Source organism: Arthrobacter sp. Y3224055 (assembly GCF_059090825.1).
Window position 1 is genome coordinate 251,184 of sequence record NZ_JBNHGB010000004.1, and the last position, 18,232, is coordinate 269,415.

The window sequence follows — 18,232 nt, forward strand, 5'->3', positions numbered from 1 at the left end:
CGAGGACGTGGATGACGTGGAGCCCAAGTACTTCGTACAATGTACGAAGCTACCGTACAAAGTACGAGAATGCTATAGTCGCGGGAACAATGATCAAAAAACCGGGCAGCGCCCCCGCGCAACGCGAGCCACTCAGCAGGGAACGGGTGCTCCGCGCCGCCATGGACATCGCCGACGGCGGCGGGCTGGCCCGCCTGACCATTCGTTCACTGGCCCAGGCACTGGACGCCAAACCGATGTCGCTCTACCACCACGTGCGGAACAAGGACGAGATCCTCGACGGCATCGTCGACGCCGTCTTCGAAGAGATAGAACTGCCGGTGCCGGGCCGGGAGTGGAAGGCGGAGTTGAAGCGGCGTGCCGCCTCGGCCCGCGATGTGCTGCGCCGCCACCCGTGGGCCATAGCCTTGATGGAATCGCGCACCGCGCCGGGACCGGCAAACCTGCGCCACCACGATGCGACCCTGGGGACCCTTCGGGCTGCCGGGTTCTCGCTGCCGCTGGCGGCCCACGCCTATGCGGTGCTCGATGCGTACGTTTACGGGACGGCTCTCCAGGAGGCATCGTTGCCTTTCGACGGGCCGGACAGCCTGGCGGAGGTCGGCGGGCCGATGGTGGAGATGTTCACCGTCGAGGACTATCCACACCTGCGGGAGTTCGCCGTGGAGCATGTGCTGCAGCCCGGATACGACTTCAGCCACGAGTTCGACTTCGGCCTCGACCTCATTATCGGCGGCTTGGCGGCGTCGCTGCAGGGCCGCTCCGGGACTGGCGAAGAGACACCAGAGCGGGCCGAGGCGCCCTCGCCCTGAACCACCGGGTCGCGGGCGAGGCCATGGGCCCGGAACCCTGGAACGCGATTGCAGGCAGGAGGGCCCGTGAGGCCCCGCCTTTATTCCGCATTGTCGTTGGCCTGAACCGGAGCGGCGGGTCACCCCACTCCGGTGGAGTGCCCCGCCATCGCTCCGGGGTTGCGATTGGTGCGCGCGGGCACATCAACCGCGCCCGGCGTCAGTCGCCGCCGCTATGCCGCAGCGGACATGCTATCTGCCGCGACGCGCAGCCCGTCGTCGCCGGCCGCCACGCGGATTCGCCCGCCGTCGGCAACGGCCTCGGCCACCAGCAGGTCCGCAATCCGGTCATCAAGCTCGCGCTGGATCACGCGGCGCAGGGGCCGGGCGCCGTATTCGGGCTCGTAGCCGGCCTCTGCGATCCAGGCCACGGCGTCCTCGCCAACCTCCAGCGCGATGCCCTGAGCCGCCAGCCGGACTTCGGTCTTGCGCAACTGCAGCCGCACGATGGAACGGAGCTGCTCCTGGTCCAGCTTGCGGAACAGCACGATCTCGTCGATCCGGTTCAAAAACTCCGGCCGCATGGTTTCGCGCAGCCGGCCCATCACCCGGGCGCGCAGATCCTGCTCGCTTCCGAAGCCGTCCACCCCGTCGTTGGCGGTGAAGCCCAGCGCTCCGCCCTTGCTGGCCAGAAACTCCGAGCCGAGATTGGAGGTCATGATCACAACGGTGTTGCGGAAGTCCACGGTGCGGCCCTGCCCGTCGGTAAGGCGTCCGTCGTCGAGGACCTGCAGCAGGAGATTGAAAACGTCCGGGTGGGCCTTCTCCACCTCGTCCAGCAGCACCACAGAGTACGGGCGCCGGCGGACGCGTTCGGTCAGCTGGCCGGCCTCGCCGTAGCCGACGTAGCCCGGAGGGGCGCCGACCAGCCGTGAGACGGTGTGGCGCTCGCCGTATTCGCTCATGTCGAAGCGCACCATGGCGTCCTCGTCACCGAACAGCGACTCCGCCAGGGCCTTGGCCAGCTCGGTTTTGCCCACACCGGTCGGGCCCAGGAACAGGAAGCTGCCGACGGGCCGGCCCTCGTCCCCCATGCCGGTGCGGTTGCGCCGCACGGACCTGGCGATAGCGGCCACCGCATCGTCCTGGCCAATCACCCGGGCGTGCAGGTCCTCCTCCAACCGCGCCAGCCGCTGCCGGTCGCCCTGGGTCAGCCGGGCGGCCGGAATGCCGGTGGCGCGGGAGATGATCTCGGCGATCTCGGCCTCGCCCACCACATCGGAAGACGCGACGCCGGGGCGGGCCCCGCCGTCGTGATCTTCCGTGGCACCCGGGGCCGACTGCTGGGCGGAGGCGGCTTCCAGCCGGGCCTTCAGCTCTTCGATTTCGTCGCGCAGCTTCGAGGCGTCCTCGTAGCGTTCCTCGGCGACGGCGGCGTTCTTGGCCGACTCCAGCTCGGCCAGCCGGCCGCGCATGGCCTCCACGTCAACGCGCGGGCCGCGTCGCAGGCTCAGCCGTGCGCCGGCCTGGTCGATCAGGTCGATCGCCTTGTCCGGCAGGAACCGGTCGGTGAGGTAGCGGGAGGACATCTCGACGGCGGCCCGGATCGCTGCCTCGGTGTAGGCCACCTGGTGGTGTTCTTCGTAGCGGTCCTTGAGGCCGGACAGGATGCGGACGGCGTCCTCGATCGAGGGCTCTGAGACCATGACGGGCTGGAAGCGCCGCTCCAGGGCCGGGTCCTTCTCCACCTTGCGGTACTCGCCCAGGGTGGTGGCGCCGAGCACGTGCAGTTCGCCGCGGGCCAGCCGGGGCTTGAGGATGTTGCCGGCGTCCATGCCGCCCTCGCCGCCGCCACCGGCGCCGATCACGGTATGCAGTTCGTCGATGAACACGATCAGTTCGCTGCTCGCGGCGCTGATCTCGTCCAGGGTCTTGGTCAGGCGTTCCTCGAAGTCGCCGCGGTAGCGGGTGCCGGCCAGCATGCCCGGCAGATCCAGTGACACCACACGCTTGCCGCGCAGCTGTTCCGGGACGTCGCCGGCCACGATGGCCTGCGCCAGCCCCTCGGCGATGGCGGTCTTGCCCACGCCGGCCTCGCCGATCAGCACCGGGTTGTTCTTGGTCCGGCGCGCGAGGATTTCGATGGTCTGGGCGATTTCGTCCGCCCGGCCGATCACCGGGTCCAGCCGGTTCTCCCGGGCCTGGGCCGTCAGGTCGGTGCCGAACTGGTCCAGCATGGGGGTTTCCGACTCGGTGCCGGTGCTCTGTTGCGGGCCGGTTGCAGGGGTGGGGCCGTCGGGCTGCGCCGCAGCTTTCTCCGCCGCCTGCTGCAGTGCCTGCGGGGTGACGCCCGCGCCGCCCAGGATTTGGCCGGCGGGGGTCTCCTGGTTCAGCACGAAGGCGGCGAAGAGGTGCTCGGGGTCGATGTAGGTGGAGCCGAATGCGCGGGCGACCTGGTGGGCGTCCAGCAGGGCACGCTGCGCCGACGGCGTGAGCGACGGCGTTTCCCGGGTCGGGCCGGTCTTTTCCGGCAGGCCCTGCTCCGCGGAACGCGCGATGGTCTGCGGGTCCGCGCCGGTCAGCTTGATCTGGCTGGCGGCCGGCTCCTGGCCGACCATGACGTGCAGGATGTGCAGCGCGTCCACCTCGATGTGGCCGAGGCTTGCGGCAAACCGGGCTGCCTGCGCCAGCACTTCATGGGTGCGGCGGCTGAGCAGCCGGGTGAGGTCGACCGTGCGGGATTGGGCCGCCCGCTGGCCCTGCAGGTAGCGGGCCAGGAACTCGTCGAATGAACCGTTGCCGGAAGCTGGTCCGAAGAACAGTGGCATGGATAATCCTCCTGTGGAACGTGAGTGCCTTCGACTCATGTTAACGCCTCTACGACAGGATTATTCCAGAAGTTACCCAAACTTGAGTGGAGCTGGCTCATATGTAGGCCACGGCGGGCCGGTGCTAGTGTTGTTTTCGAAGCTTTGTTCGAAGACGGGGGTCGGGATGTTCGGTGTAGAGCAGCCGTCGGGTGCTTCGGCGGGCCCGGAGATGGGCAGCGGAGCGCCCGAGGAGGCGCGCGGTTTCCCGTCGCCGGCCAGGGACTACTTCCACGGCGGCATCGATCTGAACCGGCACCTGATCCGCGACCGCACCAGCACCTTTGTGATGCGGGTGGCCGGAAACTCGATGGCCGCGGCCGGGATCAGTGATGGCGATGAGCTGATAGTGGATCGCTCTTTGACCCCGCGCGACGGTTCGGTAGTGGTCGCGGTGCTGGACGGGGAACTGGTGGTCCGGCGCCTGCATCTCACCGCGGACGGCGTGCGCTTGCAGGCGGACGACGGCGGCGTTCCCACCGAAGTGGGCGAACTCGACGACCTGAGCATCTGGGGCGTCGCCACCCGTTGCCTGCACCATGTCTAGCGCCCCGGTGCCAGGGGCAGGCGGGGCGGCCTCCGGCCGGCCGTCCGGCTCCGGCGGGGCGACCTCCGGCCGGCCTGGCGAACGGATCGCGCTGGTGGACGTCAACAATTTCTACGTCTCCTGCGAGCGGGTCTTCGATCCGTCCCTCGAGGGACGGCCCGTCGTCGTGCTCTCCAACAATGACGGCTGCGTGGTGGCGCGCTCCGAGGAGGCCAAACAGCTGGGGCTGAAGACCGGGACGCCGTGGTTCCAGGTGGCGCCGCGGGCCAAGGCCTGGGGGCTGGTCGCGCGGTCCAGCAACTACGAGCTGTACGGGGACCTAAGCGCCCGGGTGATGGAAGTGCTCGGCCGGTTCGGGGCCTGGCAGGAGGTCTATTCGATCGACGAGTCGTTCCTGGGCCTGCCCGGCGACGACGCCCAGTTGCTGGAGACTGCCGGCCGAATCCGTGCCGCAGTGATCCGGCAGGTGGGCGTGCCGGTCAGCGTCGGCGTGGCGCAGACCAAGACCCTGGCGAAGTTCGCCAACCACGTTGCCAAACGGAATCCCCAGATGGCCGGGGTGTGCTCGCTGGGCTCGATGCCCGCTTCCGACATCGCCTGGATCCAGTCACGCGTCCCGGTCACCGGGCTGTGGGGCGTGGGCGGACGGACGGGGAAACGGCTGAACGCCCTCGGGATCGAGTCGATCGCAGACCTCAAGGCCGCCGACCCGCAGGCAATCCGCAAAAAGTTCTCCGTGGTGCTGCAGCGAACCGTGCTGGAGCTGAACGGGACGCCCTGCATCCCGCACGCGGAGGAGCGGGCCGACAAGCAGCAGATCATGTTCTCGCGCAGTTTCTCCACGCCGGTGACCACCATCGAGGAGATGGACCAGGTGATGGCGGTCTATGCCCAACGCGGGGCGGCCCGGATGGCGGCCGAGGGACTGCGCGCCTCGGTGCTGACGGTGACTGCGGGGACCAGCAGGTTCGCCGGCGGCGAGGCATCGTTTCCCGCGGCCAGCGTCAACCTGGCGACGCCCACGCAGGATCCGATCCAGCTGACCAAGGCTGCCGTGGCCGCCATGCGCGGCTGCCTGACTCCGGGCGCCCACTATGTCCGGGCAGGGGTCCTGCTGTCGGGGCTGGAGCCCGCGGCCGGCCAGCAGACCTTCGACCCCTTCGTCAGCGATTTGGAACAGCGGCACATCGGCGACCTGCTGGGCGCGGTGCGTACCAAGTTCGGCGAAGCCTCGATCGGCCTCGGTCAGGGCGGGCTGGCGGCCCCCGCGGCGTGGTCAATGAAACGCGAATTTTCCTCGCCACGCTACACCACCGAGTGGAGCGACCTGCCGGTGGTCAAGGCGGATTAACCGGCTGTGCACCGGGTCGCGCCGCAGCGGCGCAACGGGCACGACGGCGGCCGAACAGTGGCACGGCAGCGGCCGTATCTCGACGGCCGCTGCCGTGCCCGCGGTGGATCAGTCGCTCGGGCTCGTGTCGGTGGTGAGCCCGCGGTCGTCCGGCGTTTCCTGGTCCTTCTCTTCAGCCGGCCCGGGCGCGATGTTCATGCCCTCCTTGCCCTCGGGCTCGGGGGCGGAATCGGCCGTTTGCTGCTCCTGAGCATCCGGCGGATCTGCCGCGGTGCCCGACTGGTCCCGCGGACCTTTGACCTGGCCGGCGTCGTTCTCCGTCATGCCAGTCCTTCCCTACTGCCGTCGATGCAGGCGGAGCCCCGGCGAGGGGCCCGGCCCGCCAGAATCCCGGGCGGGTTACACTCCGGGCGGGCGCAGGTCGTCGTCCCTGTTGAGGGTGGCGGGTCCGTCCGGCATGGTGCCTCCCTCGCCCGTCCAGCTCTGCCCGAGTTCGTCGTTCTGCGCCGGATCCGACATCGTGGTGTCGCCCAGGGTGGTGCCAGTGGTGTCGCCGAGGGTGCTGGTGCCCGTGGTGCCGCCGGCGGTGGTGGTGGGGCCGGTGGTGCCGCCGTCGTCCTTACCCGAACCGTGGTTGCCGGGCAGCTTGGAGGTTGCCGCGGACCCTGCCTTCTTGGCCGCTTCGGTAACACGGTCGGCGACGCCTGGTGCCTTTTCCTTGACCAGGTCGGTGGCTTCGTGCACTTTTTCCTGGACCGCTGGGTTCTGCCAGAACTCCTGGCTCTTGGCCTTCAAGGAATCGTAGGCGGACCTTCCGGATTTCGAACCCAGGACGAATCCGAGGGCGATGCCGGCGCCGAATGTGAGTTTCCCTTTCACAGCGTGCTCCTGTCTGTAGACGGTTGATGGGCGGTGCTAGGTGGAGGTGCGGGCGGTGCCAGTCAGCCGGGGAAAGGCGCGTTGGGCGCGTCCCCGCGGCCGTCCTGGTCCTTGTCGCCGTAGGCCTTCTTGACCAGGTCGTCGGCGAGTTTCTCGTCACCGTGGACCGGGATGTGGGCCTCGTTGACTTCCTTGTCGATGCCGCCTGCGTCGGCGGGAGTCAGAGTGTCGTCATTCGCGTCGTCCGGGTGTTCCGGGCGCCGCTCCTCGTTCGGATTCATCAGGTCCTCCTTCTCGAGCGGGTCGTCCTGTGGGATCAGACCGGGCAGCTGCGCTCTTCGCGCGGCTTCCCATGGGGCCACACTACGCGCCGGTCTCCGGCTTCGCACGGGTCCAGCGGCTGCGCGGGCGCATCGCGGGGGATTCGGTGACACCTCCGGCCCCGGCCATTCCCGCCAGGACTTCACGGATCGCCGACAGCGAATCCACCTGCGGTGTCCAGCCGAGTTCGTCCCTGGCCCGGCTGGTGTCCATGACCGGAGCGTAGCGGGCCATGTCCACCCAGCCGGGGTCGCTGGCCAGCAGCCGGAGGGACCACGCGGCGCCGACCAACTGCCGCACCAGCGGCACGGGAACGGGCAGCCAGCGCCGGGCACCGAACAGGGAGGCGACGAGTCCGGGCGTTACCACCGGTTCGGCCGCCACGTTGAAGGCGCCCCTCGCGCCCTGGTCCAGCACCCGCCAGTAGGCGTCCGCCACGTCGTTGGCATGCAATGCCTGGAAGATGAACTCCTCGGGGAACGGGAACAGCGGCAGCCGCAGCCGGTTGACGAAGAACTTGGGGATCCACCGGCCCACAAAGTAGCGGCCGATCTGGCTGCCGGCCTCGGCTTGGAAAATCAGGCCGGGCCGCAGCCGCGCCACCTTAATTTCCGGGTGATCGTCGGCGAACTCGTCCAACAGCGCTTCCTGCTGGCCCTTGAACCGGCTGTAGTGCGAGCTGGCGATGCCTCTGGCCGGCCAATCCTCGCGGACGCGGGAGTGCTTCGGGCCGGGGCTGTACGCGCCGACCGACGAGGCGCAGACTACTTGCCCAACGCCGGCGTTGGTGGCAGCGGCGAGCACGTTCGCGGTGCCGTCCACGTTCACCCGGCGCAACTGCCCTTCATCGTGGTTCGGTTGCAGCAGCCACGCGAGATGGACGACGGCGTCGCATCCCTTAAACGCCTGCGTCGACCTTTCCCGAGCATCGCGGGAGGCGATGTCCAGCGAAACCCACGTGACGCCGTCGTACGGTTCCGTCGTGGCATCGGGCAGCCGCCGCGCGATGCCGACGATCTCCACGTCGTCCGCGCGTTCGCCCCGCGCCTTCTGCAGCCGGCGCAGCACTGCTGTACCGACGTTCCCGCTGGCTCCGACCACGGCGACTCGCATGGACAGACGCTACCGCGGATGCCACGGCTTGGCGAGGGCCCGGCTGGGCGGCCGGCCGCCGGAATCCGGGCTGGATTCGGCCGCCGTCCGGGATTTCCGCAGGTCAGCCGCCGCTTAAACGTGGAGGTCGCGCGGTACGGCTACCGCTCCACTTTGACGCGTTCGTTGGGCACGCAGTGCGTCATGGTCAGCCCGGAAACGTCCCGCGGCCCGTTCTTGCCGAGGTTGGCCATCCACTGCTGCTCCGCTTCGGAAAGGTTCTGGCTGGCCAGAGGCCCAAGGTCCTTCACCTCGTCCAGCGAGATGCCGATGCCGCCGCCCACGCCCTGGCCGAGCTCGTCCGCAATCATGTAGAGGTGCCAGAGCATGCGCTCCTGGATCGGCCGGTCGCACTGCGCCAGCGCGTTGGTCAGGTTGGTGATCAGGTCCTCGCGCTCCCAGTCCTCTTGCAGGTAGAACCGCTGGCCGGCCTGCAGGTAGTCGTTGGTCCGCTCGATCCGTTCCCTGGTCAGCCGGCCGCCGATCTCGGGACCGACGGCGTGGTGGTAACCGGAATCCTTCGCCGCCTCCTGCAGCCCGCCGGTGATAGTCGGCTCGTAGTTCACGTGCGGGTTCTGGCCCGGCGCGGTGTCCACAAAGTGCGTCAACTGGCCGTCCCGCTGGTTGGTGGCCACCGGCACCCTCGGGCTGTTGACCGGAAGCTGCAGGTAGTTCGGGCCCACCCGGTGACGCTGGGTGTCGCTGTAGGAGAACGTGCGGCCGACGAGCATCTTGTCGTCGGAGAAGTCGAGGCCGTCCACCAGCACGCCGGTGCCGAACGCGATCTGCTCGCTCTCGGCGAAGAAGTTCTTGGCGGTGCGATCCAGCACCATCCGGCCGACCGGCCGGGGAGGGAACTGCTCCTCCGGCCAGACCTTGGTATCGTCCAGCGGGTCGAAGTCGAGCTCGGGATGCTCGTCGTCGGACATCATCTGCACCACCAGCTCCCACTCGGGGTAGTTGCCGGCTTCGATGGCGTCGTAGAGGTCCTTGGTGTGTGACCCGAGGGTCTGCGCCTGCACGTTCGCGGCGTCCTCGGCGGTCAGCGACTTCACGCCCTGCTTGGGCATCCAGTGGTACTTCACCAGCACCGTCTCGCCGGCGGCGTTGACCCACTTGTAGGTGTTCACGCCGAAGCCCTGCATGTGCCGGTAGTCGGCGGGGATGCCGCGCGGGCTGAAGACCAGCATGACCATGTGCATGGATTCGGGGGACTGGCTGAAGAAGTCCATCGCACGGTTCGGCACCGACGCCTCGAACGTTACCGGGTCCGGCTTCTGCGAGTGGATGAAGTCGGGGAACTTGATCGCGTCGCGGATGAAGAACACGCCCAGGTTGTTGCCGACCATGTCCCAGTTGCCGTCCTCGGTATAGAGCTTCACGGCAAATCCGCGCGGGTCGCGGGCCACCTCGGAGGAATCACGGCCGCCCGCCACGGTGGAGAAGCGGATGGCGAGGTCGGTGCGCTTGCCCGCTTCCTGGAACAGCTTGGCGCGGGTGAACCTGGCGATCGGCTCGTCCCCCCACTTGCCGTAGGCCTCGAAGTAGCCGAAGGCCGTGGTGCCGCGCGCATGCACCACGCGTTCGGGCACACGCTCGCGGTCGAAGTGGCTCATCTTCTCCAGGAACTGGTAGTTCTCCAAGGTCGCCGGGCCGCGTGCGCCGATGGTTCGCGTGTTCTGGTTGTCGTAGACCTTGTGGCCCTGGCGGTTGGTCAGGGGCTGGTCCGGGGACTGGGCCGCATCGGTCATCACTGATCACTCCTGGGGAAAAGGGGGAGGCCGCTTGCCGTGATTCCAGCTTCCTCCTCGGCCGCGGCGAGGGCAAGAGTCCGACGACGACGCGGCCGAGCTTCGCGGGGAGTGGCCCGGGGGCGGTGCGGCGGGAGCCTCGCGGGAGTGGACTTGGCGGTGCGGCCGGAGCCTCGCGGGAGTGGACGGGGGCGGTGCTTTTCGCTCCCACGTCTTGGCGGCGGCTCCCGGCGTTTCGCCTAGTCAGCGCGCTTTAGCGGTAGCCAAAGATGGGCAGTTAGTCCGAGACATGGGAACGAACACACCGGACGCCCGGTCCGGACCCCCGGGCCCGGACCAGGCCCCGCCCCGCCCGGACCTACCGGTGGGCGAAGCTAAGCCCCAGGCGTTTCTCGCTCAAGTACACGCTCAGGCCAATGCCAAGGGCCGCGAACGCGCAGGTCATCCACCAGGTGGACTGCCAGCCGCCGGTAGCCGTGGCCAGCCAGGCGATCAGGGCCGGGCCGGTGAAGTTGCCGACGTTGAAGATCTGCTGCATCAACCCCATGGCGGCCGGCGGGGACCCGTCCGCCGGCGCCAGGTCCACGGCCATGCGGGTGAGCGCGGACGGGATCACCGAGCCCACCATGGAAAACAGCGACACGCAGGCGAACTGGATGGCCATGCCGCCCGGCGCAACGGTCCAGTCGATGCCGAAGGTGAGCACCGTCGTCGTGCCCATCAGGATGAAGGTGGGGATCATCAGCAGCCGCGGGGGGACGCCGCGCTGCAGCAGGGGAGCGGCGCCGATGGCCCCCAGCGCGTTCAGGCCGCCCACCACCGCGGACAGGATGCCCGGCCAGATCCCGGTGACCCCGTTCTGCTCGTAGATGGTGGGCAGGAAACCGACCACGGCCATCCACTGGACGGTGTAGCAGGCGAATACCACGCCGGCGATCCACGGCTTGGGGGACCGGACGGTGCGGCCGATGCGACGGGTGGCCGCGGGCAGGCCGGAACCGTCGCGCCGCGGGTCCTGTGGCACGAACTTCAGCACCAGCGGGATCGGAATGAGCGTCAGGGCGGCCATGATCCACCACCACGTGTGCCAGCTGGTGGCCTGCAGGATAAGCGCGCTGGCCACCAGGCCGGCGAAGGTCGCGAAGCCCTGGTACGCGCTCCAGAAGCCGACCGCCAGATTGACGCGGACCCCGGGCGTGTTCGCCCGGATCAGCCCTGGCGCCACCACCGTGGTCAGCAGGAAGCCCGCTCCTTCGAGTGCGCGGCAGGCCATCAGTACGGCGGCCGAGTCGGCGAAGCCCCCGATGACGGATCCGATGATGAGCAGCCAGAGGCCGGCGAGCAGGCAGCGGCGTGCGCCGATCATTTCCGCCAGCAGGGAAACCGCCAGGCCGCCGACCATGCCGGCCACCTGCACCACGCCCAGCAGCACCCCGGCCTGCACCAGGGACATGCCGAGCTCGTCCCGGATAACGGGAATGGCCGACGGCAGCTTCCAGATGTGCATGGCGGCCGTGACGCCGGCCAGGACGACGACGATCCATGCCGCGTCTGCCCGCGGCCGGATGGCGCTGGTGGTGGCCACACTGCTCCTTTCCGGCGGGTTCGATTAGTTGCCCGTACAGACTATCCGCGGCCGGAGAAGGGTGACGCTCGGCACGTAAGACGGGCGCCGGCGTCGTAATAGTTGGCTACGATATGGGCTGAGCCGGGCTGGCTCGGCGCACCATGCCGAGGCGCGGCGGCACCGCACCGCCGTGGATAGACTGGCCAAGGCGGCAAACCCGCCGGGGAACTACGGGAGGGCAACATGTTCGAACCTGGGGCGCCGATCGACGAGGTCGAGCGCGACGTCGAAGCGATCATCATGGAATTGGTGCACGAGCTGGGCGAGCGGGCCGACGCCGATCCGGAGCCGCTGGGCGCCGAGGAGCGCGCCTACATCGCAGCGTTTTCCGACGCCAGGGCCAACAACGACCGCAACCAGACGGCGTTGCTGTCGACGGCAATACGGCAGCCGAACCTGGCCGAGTCGCTGGTCTACCTTAACCAGCGGCTGGACCGGCAGGATCTTGACCCGCGCGAGCCCGTGGGCATCATCGGGATCATCGTCCGGCTGGCGATGGACGGGCTGTGGGTCTCCGACATGCTGGACAGCACGCGGTTCAAGCCGGAGGACCGGCGCCGGATCACCGACGTGCTCACCGGCATGACGTACCTGACCGACGCGCGGCTCAAGGAACTGCTGGCCGAGCTGGCGCCGAAGGGACGGGCGTCGCAGAAGGACTGATCAGCGCAGCCTGCGCCACCGGGCCCGCCCGCACCTTCAACGGCAGGGGCGGGCCCGCTGTCGTAGGGGTGTTCCCGTCGTCGTAACCGGCCCGCCCGCACCTTTACCGCTGGGGGCGGGCTCGTCGTCGTGAGGGGTCCGGGACGTCCGAGGGTAGCTAGGCATCGGTTGCGTCGTGGCCGCGCTGCCGGGCCAAAGCCTTGGCCACCCGGGTGATCAGGTCGTACGGAACGGGCCTTCCCAGCGGAAACTTCAGGGTTCCCTTGGCCGCCAGATACGGTTCCATGTCGTGCTGCAGCGCCGCATCGGCTTCCGGTACGGGGTAGAGCGAGACGTGGTGTTTCCAGCCGGCGAAATAGACCAGATAGTGTCCCTCAAACATGATGGTCGGTATGGCGTAGCTGATCTTCTCTTCAGCCCCAGGGACGGCGCCGTGGATGGTCTGCCGGATTTCCTGCAGGATGATCCTGACGTCCTCGGGGAACGACGCGATGTAATCGTCGATCGTCGTAAACTGCTCCGCCTTCCTGACCCACCTGCCGCTTTCCGGCCTTGCCCTATCAGACGTCCTATCCGGCCACGTCCTAGCCGGCCTGTCCCGCAAACGGCGTCAGCACGATCTTGCCGGACGCGTGGCCCTCCTGGCTGTAGCGCATCGCGTCCGCGGCCTGATCCATCGAAAACGTGCGGTCGATGTCCACGGTGAGCTTGCCGGCGTCGGCCAGTGCGCTCAGCCGCGCGAGTTCGGCAGCATCCGGGCGTACCCAGATGTAGTGGCCGCCGTGCTTGGCTGCGGTCGGATCGGCGATCGACGCGTGCCGGCCGCCATTGCGCAGCACGGCCAAGGTTTCCTCCAGGACCCCTCCCGCGAAGTCCGCCACGGCGTCCGCGCCCTGCGGAGCGAGCCCGCGCACGCGGTGCACCAGCCCGTCGCCGTATTCCACCGGCTCGGCGCCGAACTCCCGCAGCCGTTGGTGGTGTTGACTGGAGGCGGTGGCGATGACCCGGAGGCCGCGCTCGATGGCGAGCTGGACGGCGATTCGACCGACGCCGCCGGACCCGTTGTGGATCAGGAGTGTCTCGCCGGTTGACGGGGCCAAGGCGTCCAGGGTCCGCTGCGCCACCATGCCGGTGAGCGGCAGCCCGGCGGCCTGCTCCCAGCCCAGCGCTTCCGGCTTGCGCGCCACCATGGATACCGGCAGCGCCACGAACTCCGCGTACGTTCCGCCGCTCACGGTGTCCCGGCGGCCGTAGGCATAGACTTCGTCGCCGGGAGCGTATTCGGGGGTATCCGGTCCCACTTCCTCGACGACTCCGGCCACGTCCCAGCCGGGAATTACCGGGAAGTGCACGTCCAGCATCGAGTCCAGTCCGCCGGACATCACCTTCCAGTCCACCGGGTTCACGCTGGCTGCCTTGACCCGGATGAGCACCGAACCCGGTGCCACCTTCGGCCGCCGGACCTCCATCTGTCCCAGCACCTCCGGCCCGCCGTACCGCGAGTAGGTCATGGCCTGCATGGTCTTAACCAACGGATGCCGCCTTCCTGTTTTCGCTCCACCCTAGCGGCGGGCCGCGGCCTTGCCTATGCAGAGGGCCGCGTAACGAACGTCACAGGCCCGCAGGAAATTCCGGCACGGAGGGGCGGTGTTCAACCCTGTAGACCCATCCCGCAACTAAGGAGTCACATGAGCGTCGAAACCGTTGACGTCAGCCTCGAGAACGAACTGGCCGTGGACCGCGAGGCCGCGAACCAGCTGTTCCTGGAAGCCCGCACCGCGAACACCTTCTCCGCCGAGCCGGTCTCGGACGAGCAGCTCGCCGCCATCTATGAGCTGGCCAAGATGGGCCCGACCATGATGAACAACCAGCCGCTGCGCATCACCTGGGTCCGCTCCGCCGAGGCCCGCGAGAAGCTGGGCGCCCGCATGGCGGAGGGCAACCGCGCCAAGACGCTGACGGCTCCGATGGTCGCCGTGCTCAGCTACGACGCCGACTGGCACGAGCACTTCGAGACGTTCTTCCCGCACGCTCCCGAGCGCAAGGCAATGTTCGACGACAACGCCGAAATGCGCGCCGAGGTCGCCAAGAACAACGCGTGGCTGCAGGCCGGTTACTTCATCATGGCCGTCCGCGCCGTGGGCCTGCACGCCGGCCCTATGGGCGCGTTCGACGCCGCCGGCATCGACGAGGACTTCAACGCCGGAACCTCCCACCGCACGTTCATGGTGGTCAACATCGGCACCCCGGGCGAGAACCCCTGGTTCCCGCGGCTGCCCCGCCTGGACGCGGAAATCGCCGTGCAGACGGTCTGATTCCGTCAAACCGCTGACGACGGCGGTGCCCACCCACAGGGGGCTTGCTAGCTTCCCGGGGGAGGGCGCCGCCGTCGGCGTTTAACGGGTGGCGGGCGAGGGCCGCCGCGGCCGGTCAGGACAGCACAGTGCCTGCCGGTCATGACGGCGCCCCGCCGGACAGGGCACGGCGCCGCCCCGCCGGACAGGGCGCCACGGCGTCGCCGGCCGGTCAGGACAGCCCGGCGCCGCCTTGCCATAGTGCGTCGAACGGTGCGTGGGAGGAAACCCGCGCCTTGATGCCCTCGGTGACGAAGTGCTTGGCGGTCTTGGCCGCCTGCAGCGGTGTGGCGCCCTTGGCCAGTTCGGCCGTCACCGCGGCGGCCAGGGAGCAGCCGGCGCCGGAGACGGCCACCTCGCCGACCTTCGGCGCGGAGAGCACTTCGAGGGTTTCGCCGTCGTAAAAGACGTCCACCGCGTCCGGGCCGGCGAGGCGCACGCCGCCCTTGGCCAGCACCGCGGCGCCGGAGGCCTCATGGATGATCTTGGCGGCCCGTTTCAGGTCCTCGACGTCGTTGATCGTGATCCCGGAGAGGGATTCGGCCTCGAAGTGGTTCGGGGTGACGAAGGTGGCCAGCGGCAACACCTGGGCCTTGAGGGCCTGGTCGGTGTCCAGCGCGTGGCCGGGTTCCTGCCCCTTGCAGATCAGTACCGGGTCCAGCACGATGTTGTCCCATTCCTGGTTCTGCAGCGCCGCCGCGACCGTGTCGATGGTCGCGGGCGAGCCGAGCATGCCCAGCTTGACCGTCTTCAGCGAACCTTCATAGCAGGTTTGAATCGCCTCCAGCTGATCGGCGATGACGCCGGCGTCCACCGGGACGAAGCGGTGGTTCCAGTTGTCCTGGGGGTTGAAGGACACGATGCAGGTCAGGGCGGTGATGCCGTAGGTGCCCAAAGCCTGGAAGGTCTTCAGGTCGGCCTGGGCTCCCGCGCCTCCGGTGGCTTCGGAGCCGGCGATGGTCAGCGTAATGGCGGGCCGGTTGGTTTCGGTGATGGAAACAGACATGCGGTTATTTTCCACTGACAGACCCTCAGGCTCCTAATGACGACGACGACGGCGCTCACCGCCCGGCGACTGTGCGGTGGCCATCCGCTGAGCCGGCTGCCGCCCTCAAGCGCACGCCGGCTCAGCGGATGTCCACCATCCGCCATACGCTGAACCGGCCGATTGCCGCGGCCAGCCCGATCAGCGCTGCCAGTTCCAGCGTGCCGAGCGGGTCGCCGCTGGAGAGCGAGACCAGGATCAGGAACGAAGCTGCCGTCATGACCGCGAAGAACGCGAGCACGTGCAGCCATTGGTTAGCCACCGGCCGGAGCAACATGCCCAGCACGAAGGCGATGGGTGCGCCGATGACCAGCCCGACGCCGCCGGCGTACAACCCGACGACCAGCGCCAGGAGGGCGGCCGACGCGAATTGATGCCAGCTGAGCGGACCGCCGGCCAGGGTGAGCAGCAGGGCGCCCAGCGCGAATACGGAGACGGCCACGAGGAATCCGACCACGAAGGCCCCGAACCCGAAAGTCACCCGATGGCGCGGGTTGTCGTCCTCGAAGTCGTCGGGTTCGGGCTCCTCACTCATACAGCCAGAATAGGACGGCGGCGCCGTGGAGCAGTCGGGCATCGCAGGCGTCGGAGCGCGAAGCCCCGCGCGCATGGGAGAATGGTAGGCGGTCCGGGTGGCAGACGGACCCCTAGTGCTAATACAGCGGACGTTTCTTCAGGTCACCGTGAGGTGCGAAACGTTGCGCGAACCACTACTACGAGGGTGAACACCACTGATGACTGAACTGCAATTCCGCACGCCTGCCCGCTTTGCCTCGATCGGCAGCCCCTACTTCGGCATCATGCTTGCCGTGATGGCGGTGGTCCTGATCCTGTCCAACATCGGCGCCTCCAAGGGCGTGGCCCTGGGCCCGATCATTACTGACGGCGGATTTTTCCTGTTCCCGCTGGCGTACATTCTGGGCGACGTGATCAGCGAGGTCTACGGCTTCAAGGTGGCGCGGAAAGCCATCCTCACCACCTTCGCGCTGTCGGTCTTCGCCTCGCTGTGCTACTGGGTGATCATCGCGCTGCCGGGCTTTGACGACGAGTTCGGGCAGATGAAACAAGAGGCACTTGAAGGTGCGCTCGGCCCGGTGCCGCTGATCGTGCTGGCCAGCCTCCTGGGCTTCCTCGTGGGGCAGACGCTGAATTCCTGGGTGCTGGTGCGCATGAAGGAGCGCTGGGGCGAACGCCGGTTGTGGGCGCGACTGATGGGTTCGACAGGTGTGGGCGAGTTCGCGGACACGCTCATTTTCTGTTCCATCGCGGCCTCGGTGATCGGCATCGGCGATGTCCCCACGTTCATTAACTACGTGGTCGTCGGCTTCGTCTACAAGACCGCGGTGGAATTCCTCTTCGTTCCCGTCACGACTGCCGTCATCGGGCGGGTGAAGAAGCGCGAACCGTCCTACAGCGCGGCGCCTTCTTCGTCCGCCGGCTGATCCTCGGCGGCGAGCGCCGGGACGCGTTCACTGAGCTCCGTCGGCGACAGGTTCGCTGCCCCGCTGATCTCCTCCGGGGCGGCCCCGGCCTTGAGCGCTTCGTCAATTGCAGAGTCCAGGATCGTCTCCGCCTGGTCCATTTCGCCCTGCAGCGTTTCTACAGCCGCGGAGGCGGTCCAGACCTGTTTCAAGTGCTCATCCATTGCTCTACTTCCTATCTTGCCGAGGGATGAATCCCGCCCGAAGGGCATGTCGGCATCGGTGGTGCGGAGTCCGGGGCCCGGAAGCCCCAGCTTACAATGTAAGCCCTGGGGAAATCGAGCCCCGCCGCCGATTTTGTGGCGTCTTCTGCCCAAAACTTTTCATACTTTCGCCAACGGCGGCAAAACCGCGGGTTACCGCGGAAAATCACGTACTTTTGGTACCGGATTAACCGGCTGCCGAGGGGGCTCCGGCCGGTCGGCGGGAGGACAGGGCTGAGCCCGGCGCGTAGGCTGGGGCGCGAATGCAGGAGGGAGCGGTCAATGGTCGAACCCGAAACATCTTCGACGGCTGATGCGGGCCATGGCGGCCACGACAGGCAGCGACTGGATCGACAGCGGATCCTGGAGGCGGGCGCGGCGTTCATCGAGCAGCACGGGGTCCGCCAGTTAAGCATGCGGCGGCTCGGCGCGGAGCTGGATGTCGAAGCCATGTCGCTTTACCGCTACGTCCCGTCGCGGGAGCATCTGCTCGACGGCATCGTGGAGATAGTGGTCGATGAGCTGTACAGCGACCCGGAAGTGTATGTAGAACCCCGCCACGGGTGGCAGGACTACCTGTTGCGGCTGGCCCACGGGCTGCGGCGGCTTGCGGTCAAGCATCCCGAGGTGTTCCCGCTGATTGCCACGCGCCCGACGGAGGCCCCCTGGGTCCAGCCGCCCTTGCGCAGCCTCAAGTGGGTGGAGTCGTTCCTCAAGGCCATGACCGGCGCGGGCTTCAGCAATGAGCAGGCGGTGGAGGCCTACCGGGCCTTCAGCAGTTTCCTTATTGGCCACTTGCTGCTGGAGGTGGCCGCGCTCGGTGCCGACATAGGGCCGGTCGAGGAGGGCACGCCACCGCCGCCCGGCCAAACCGATCTCACCGACTATCCGCTGCTGCAGAAACTGCAGGGCCTACTTTCCCAAGACCGCGCCAAGCAGGAATTCGAAGCCTCGCTGGATTGGCTGCTCGAGCGCCTGGACAGCCAGCTTTCCTGAGCGCGGATACGATCCACGCCGTGCCGCGGCGGCGCTTCCGCCGTCGTGCACTATCCCTTCGCCACCGTGCCGCGGCGCTTCCGCCGTCGCACGTTATTGCGTCCGTAGTAAGGCAATTTAGCTGCGCCGTTTTGCAGATTGATAATAAGCATGCTTTGCTTACATCGTAAGCATGATTACCGTTTGGTCCGGCACCGCCGGACC

19 protein-coding genes are annotated in these 18,232 nt (G+C 68.0%); 7 read left to right on the forward strand and 12 right to left on the reverse strand.

The window, feature by feature from the left end; all coding sequences use genetic code 11:
* Positions 1 to 89: 89 nt before the first annotated feature.
* Positions 90 to 812 carry a TetR/AcrR family transcriptional regulator C-terminal domain-containing protein gene (locus tag AC5RTY_RS11675; RefSeq protein ID WP_494013112.1) on the forward strand — a complete coding sequence of 241 codons (723 nt, stop codon included), beginning with the start codon at positions 90 to 92 and terminating at the stop codon, positions 810 to 812.
* A gap of 212 nt (positions 813 to 1,024) precedes the next feature.
* Here AC5RTY_RS11675 and AC5RTY_RS11680 read toward each other — a convergent pair whose 3' ends face one another.
* A complete protein-coding gene (locus AC5RTY_RS11680; protein WP_494013111.1) occupies positions 1,025 to 3,619 on the reverse strand; it encodes an ATP-dependent Clp protease ATP-binding subunit in 2,595 nt (864 codons plus the stop codon).
* 211 nt (positions 3,620 to 3,830) lie between these two features.
* Between AC5RTY_RS11680 and AC5RTY_RS11685 the strand changes: the two genes are divergently transcribed.
* Positions 3,831 to 4,205, forward strand: a complete 375-nt coding sequence (locus tag AC5RTY_RS11685; protein WP_494139617.1) for a LexA family protein — start codon at positions 3,831 to 3,833, stop codon at positions 4,203 to 4,205.
* Positions 4,198 to 5,556, forward strand: a complete 1,359-nt coding sequence (locus AC5RTY_RS11690; RefSeq protein WP_494013110.1) for a Y-family DNA polymerase — start codon at positions 4,198 to 4,200, stop codon at positions 5,554 to 5,556. The genes AC5RTY_RS11685 and AC5RTY_RS11690 overlap by 8 nt, the downstream gene beginning before the upstream one ends.
* Before the next feature lie 108 nt (positions 5,557 to 5,664).
* On the opposite strand, the gene AC5RTY_RS11695 is transcribed toward AC5RTY_RS11690, so the two are convergent.
* The 6 genes from AC5RTY_RS11695 to AC5RTY_RS11720 all read right to left on the reverse strand — a co-directional run bounded on the left by AC5RTY_RS11695 (position 5,665) and on the right by AC5RTY_RS11720 (position 11,244).
* Complete coding sequence (locus tag AC5RTY_RS11695) at positions 5,665 to 5,880, reverse strand: hypothetical protein (protein WP_494013109.1); 216 nt, start codon at positions 5,878 to 5,880, stop codon at positions 5,665 to 5,667.
* Positions 5,881 to 5,955: 75 nt separating this feature from the next.
* Positions 5,956 to 6,435 carry a hypothetical protein gene (locus AC5RTY_RS11700; RefSeq protein WP_494013108.1) on the reverse strand — a complete coding sequence of 160 codons (480 nt, stop codon included), beginning with the start codon at positions 6,433 to 6,435 and terminating at the stop codon, positions 5,956 to 5,958.
* Positions 6,436 to 6,497: 62 nt separating this feature from the next.
* Positions 6,498 to 6,716, reverse strand: a complete 219-nt coding sequence (locus tag AC5RTY_RS11705) for a hypothetical protein (protein ID WP_494002222.1) — start codon at positions 6,714 to 6,716, stop codon at positions 6,498 to 6,500.
* Between the two features lie 82 nt (positions 6,717 to 6,798).
* Positions 6,799 to 7,869, reverse strand: a complete 1,071-nt coding sequence (locus AC5RTY_RS11710) for an NAD-dependent epimerase/dehydratase family protein (protein ID WP_494139578.1) — start codon at positions 7,867 to 7,869, stop codon at positions 6,799 to 6,801.
* Positions 7,870 to 8,009: 140 nt separating this feature from the next.
* Positions 8,010 to 9,659 (reverse strand): catalase, encoded by a 1,650-nt coding sequence (locus tag AC5RTY_RS11715; RefSeq protein ID WP_494139618.1) that lies wholly within the window; start codon positions 9,657 to 9,659, stop codon positions 8,010 to 8,012.
* Between the two features lie 358 nt (positions 9,660 to 10,017).
* Positions 10,018 to 11,244, reverse strand: coding sequence for an MFS transporter (locus AC5RTY_RS11720; protein WP_494024387.1), 1,227 nt, complete (start codon positions 11,242 to 11,244; stop codon positions 10,018 to 10,020).
* Positions 11,245 to 11,469: 225 nt separating this feature from the next.
* On the opposite strand from AC5RTY_RS11720, the gene AC5RTY_RS11725 reads away from it, so the two are divergent.
* On the forward strand, positions 11,470 to 11,949 hold the full coding sequence (locus tag AC5RTY_RS11725) for a TetR family transcriptional regulator (protein ID WP_494002225.1): 480 nt from the start codon (positions 11,470 to 11,472) through the stop codon (positions 11,947 to 11,949).
* Positions 11,950 to 12,106: 157 nt separating this feature from the next.
* On the opposite strand, the gene AC5RTY_RS11730 is transcribed toward AC5RTY_RS11725, so the two are convergent.
* Together AC5RTY_RS11730 and AC5RTY_RS11735 are read right to left on the reverse strand one after the other, a co-directional pair.
* Positions 12,107 to 12,553 carry an iron chaperone gene (locus tag AC5RTY_RS11730; RefSeq protein WP_494139579.1) on the reverse strand — a complete coding sequence of 149 codons (447 nt, stop codon included), beginning with the start codon at positions 12,551 to 12,553 and terminating at the stop codon, positions 12,107 to 12,109.
* Complete coding sequence (locus tag AC5RTY_RS11735) at positions 12,534 to 13,469, reverse strand: NADP-dependent oxidoreductase (protein ID WP_494024593.1); 936 nt, start codon at positions 13,467 to 13,469, stop codon at positions 12,534 to 12,536. Before AC5RTY_RS11735 ends, AC5RTY_RS11730 begins: the two co-directional genes overlap by 20 nt.
* Before the next feature lie 168 nt (positions 13,470 to 13,637).
* Here AC5RTY_RS11735 and AC5RTY_RS11740 point away from each other — a divergent pair, with 168 nt between their 5' ends.
* Positions 13,638 to 14,264, forward strand: coding sequence for a malonic semialdehyde reductase (locus AC5RTY_RS11740; protein ID WP_494002227.1), 627 nt, complete (start codon positions 13,638 to 13,640; stop codon positions 14,262 to 14,264).
* 211 nt (positions 14,265 to 14,475) lie between these two features.
* On the opposite strand, the gene thiD is transcribed toward AC5RTY_RS11740, so the two are convergent.
* The gene (gene thiD / locus AC5RTY_RS11745) at positions 14,476 to 15,309 is read right to left on the reverse strand and encodes a bifunctional hydroxymethylpyrimidine kinase/phosphomethylpyrimidine kinase (protein ID WP_494024385.1); all 834 of its coding nucleotides are present in this window, start codon (positions 15,307 to 15,309) and stop codon (positions 14,476 to 14,478) included.
* 121 nt (positions 15,310 to 15,430) lie between these two features.
* Complete coding sequence (locus AC5RTY_RS11750; RefSeq protein WP_494024664.1) at positions 15,431 to 15,883, reverse strand: hypothetical protein; 453 nt, start codon at positions 15,881 to 15,883, stop codon at positions 15,431 to 15,433.
* A 199-nt stretch (positions 15,884 to 16,082) separates the two neighbouring features.
* Here AC5RTY_RS11750 and AC5RTY_RS11755 point away from each other — a divergent pair, with 199 nt between their 5' ends.
* Positions 16,083 to 16,790: a queuosine precursor transporter gene (locus tag AC5RTY_RS11755; RefSeq protein ID WP_494024383.1), complete on the forward strand. Its 708-nt coding sequence runs from the start codon at positions 16,083 to 16,085 to the stop codon at positions 16,788 to 16,790.
* On the opposite strand, the gene AC5RTY_RS11760 is transcribed toward AC5RTY_RS11755, so the two are convergent.
* Positions 16,757 to 16,993: a hypothetical protein gene (locus tag AC5RTY_RS11760; protein WP_494002231.1), complete on the reverse strand. Its 237-nt coding sequence runs from the start codon at positions 16,991 to 16,993 to the stop codon at positions 16,757 to 16,759. The genes AC5RTY_RS11755 and AC5RTY_RS11760 overlap by 34 nt on opposite strands.
* A gap of 321 nt (positions 16,994 to 17,314) precedes the next feature.
* Here AC5RTY_RS11760 and AC5RTY_RS11765 point away from each other — a divergent pair, with 321 nt between their 5' ends.
* A complete protein-coding gene (locus AC5RTY_RS11765; protein ID WP_494024382.1) occupies positions 17,315 to 18,028 on the forward strand; it encodes a TetR/AcrR family transcriptional regulator in 714 nt (237 codons plus the stop codon).
* The last annotated feature ends 204 nt before the right edge of the window (positions 18,029 to 18,232 follow it).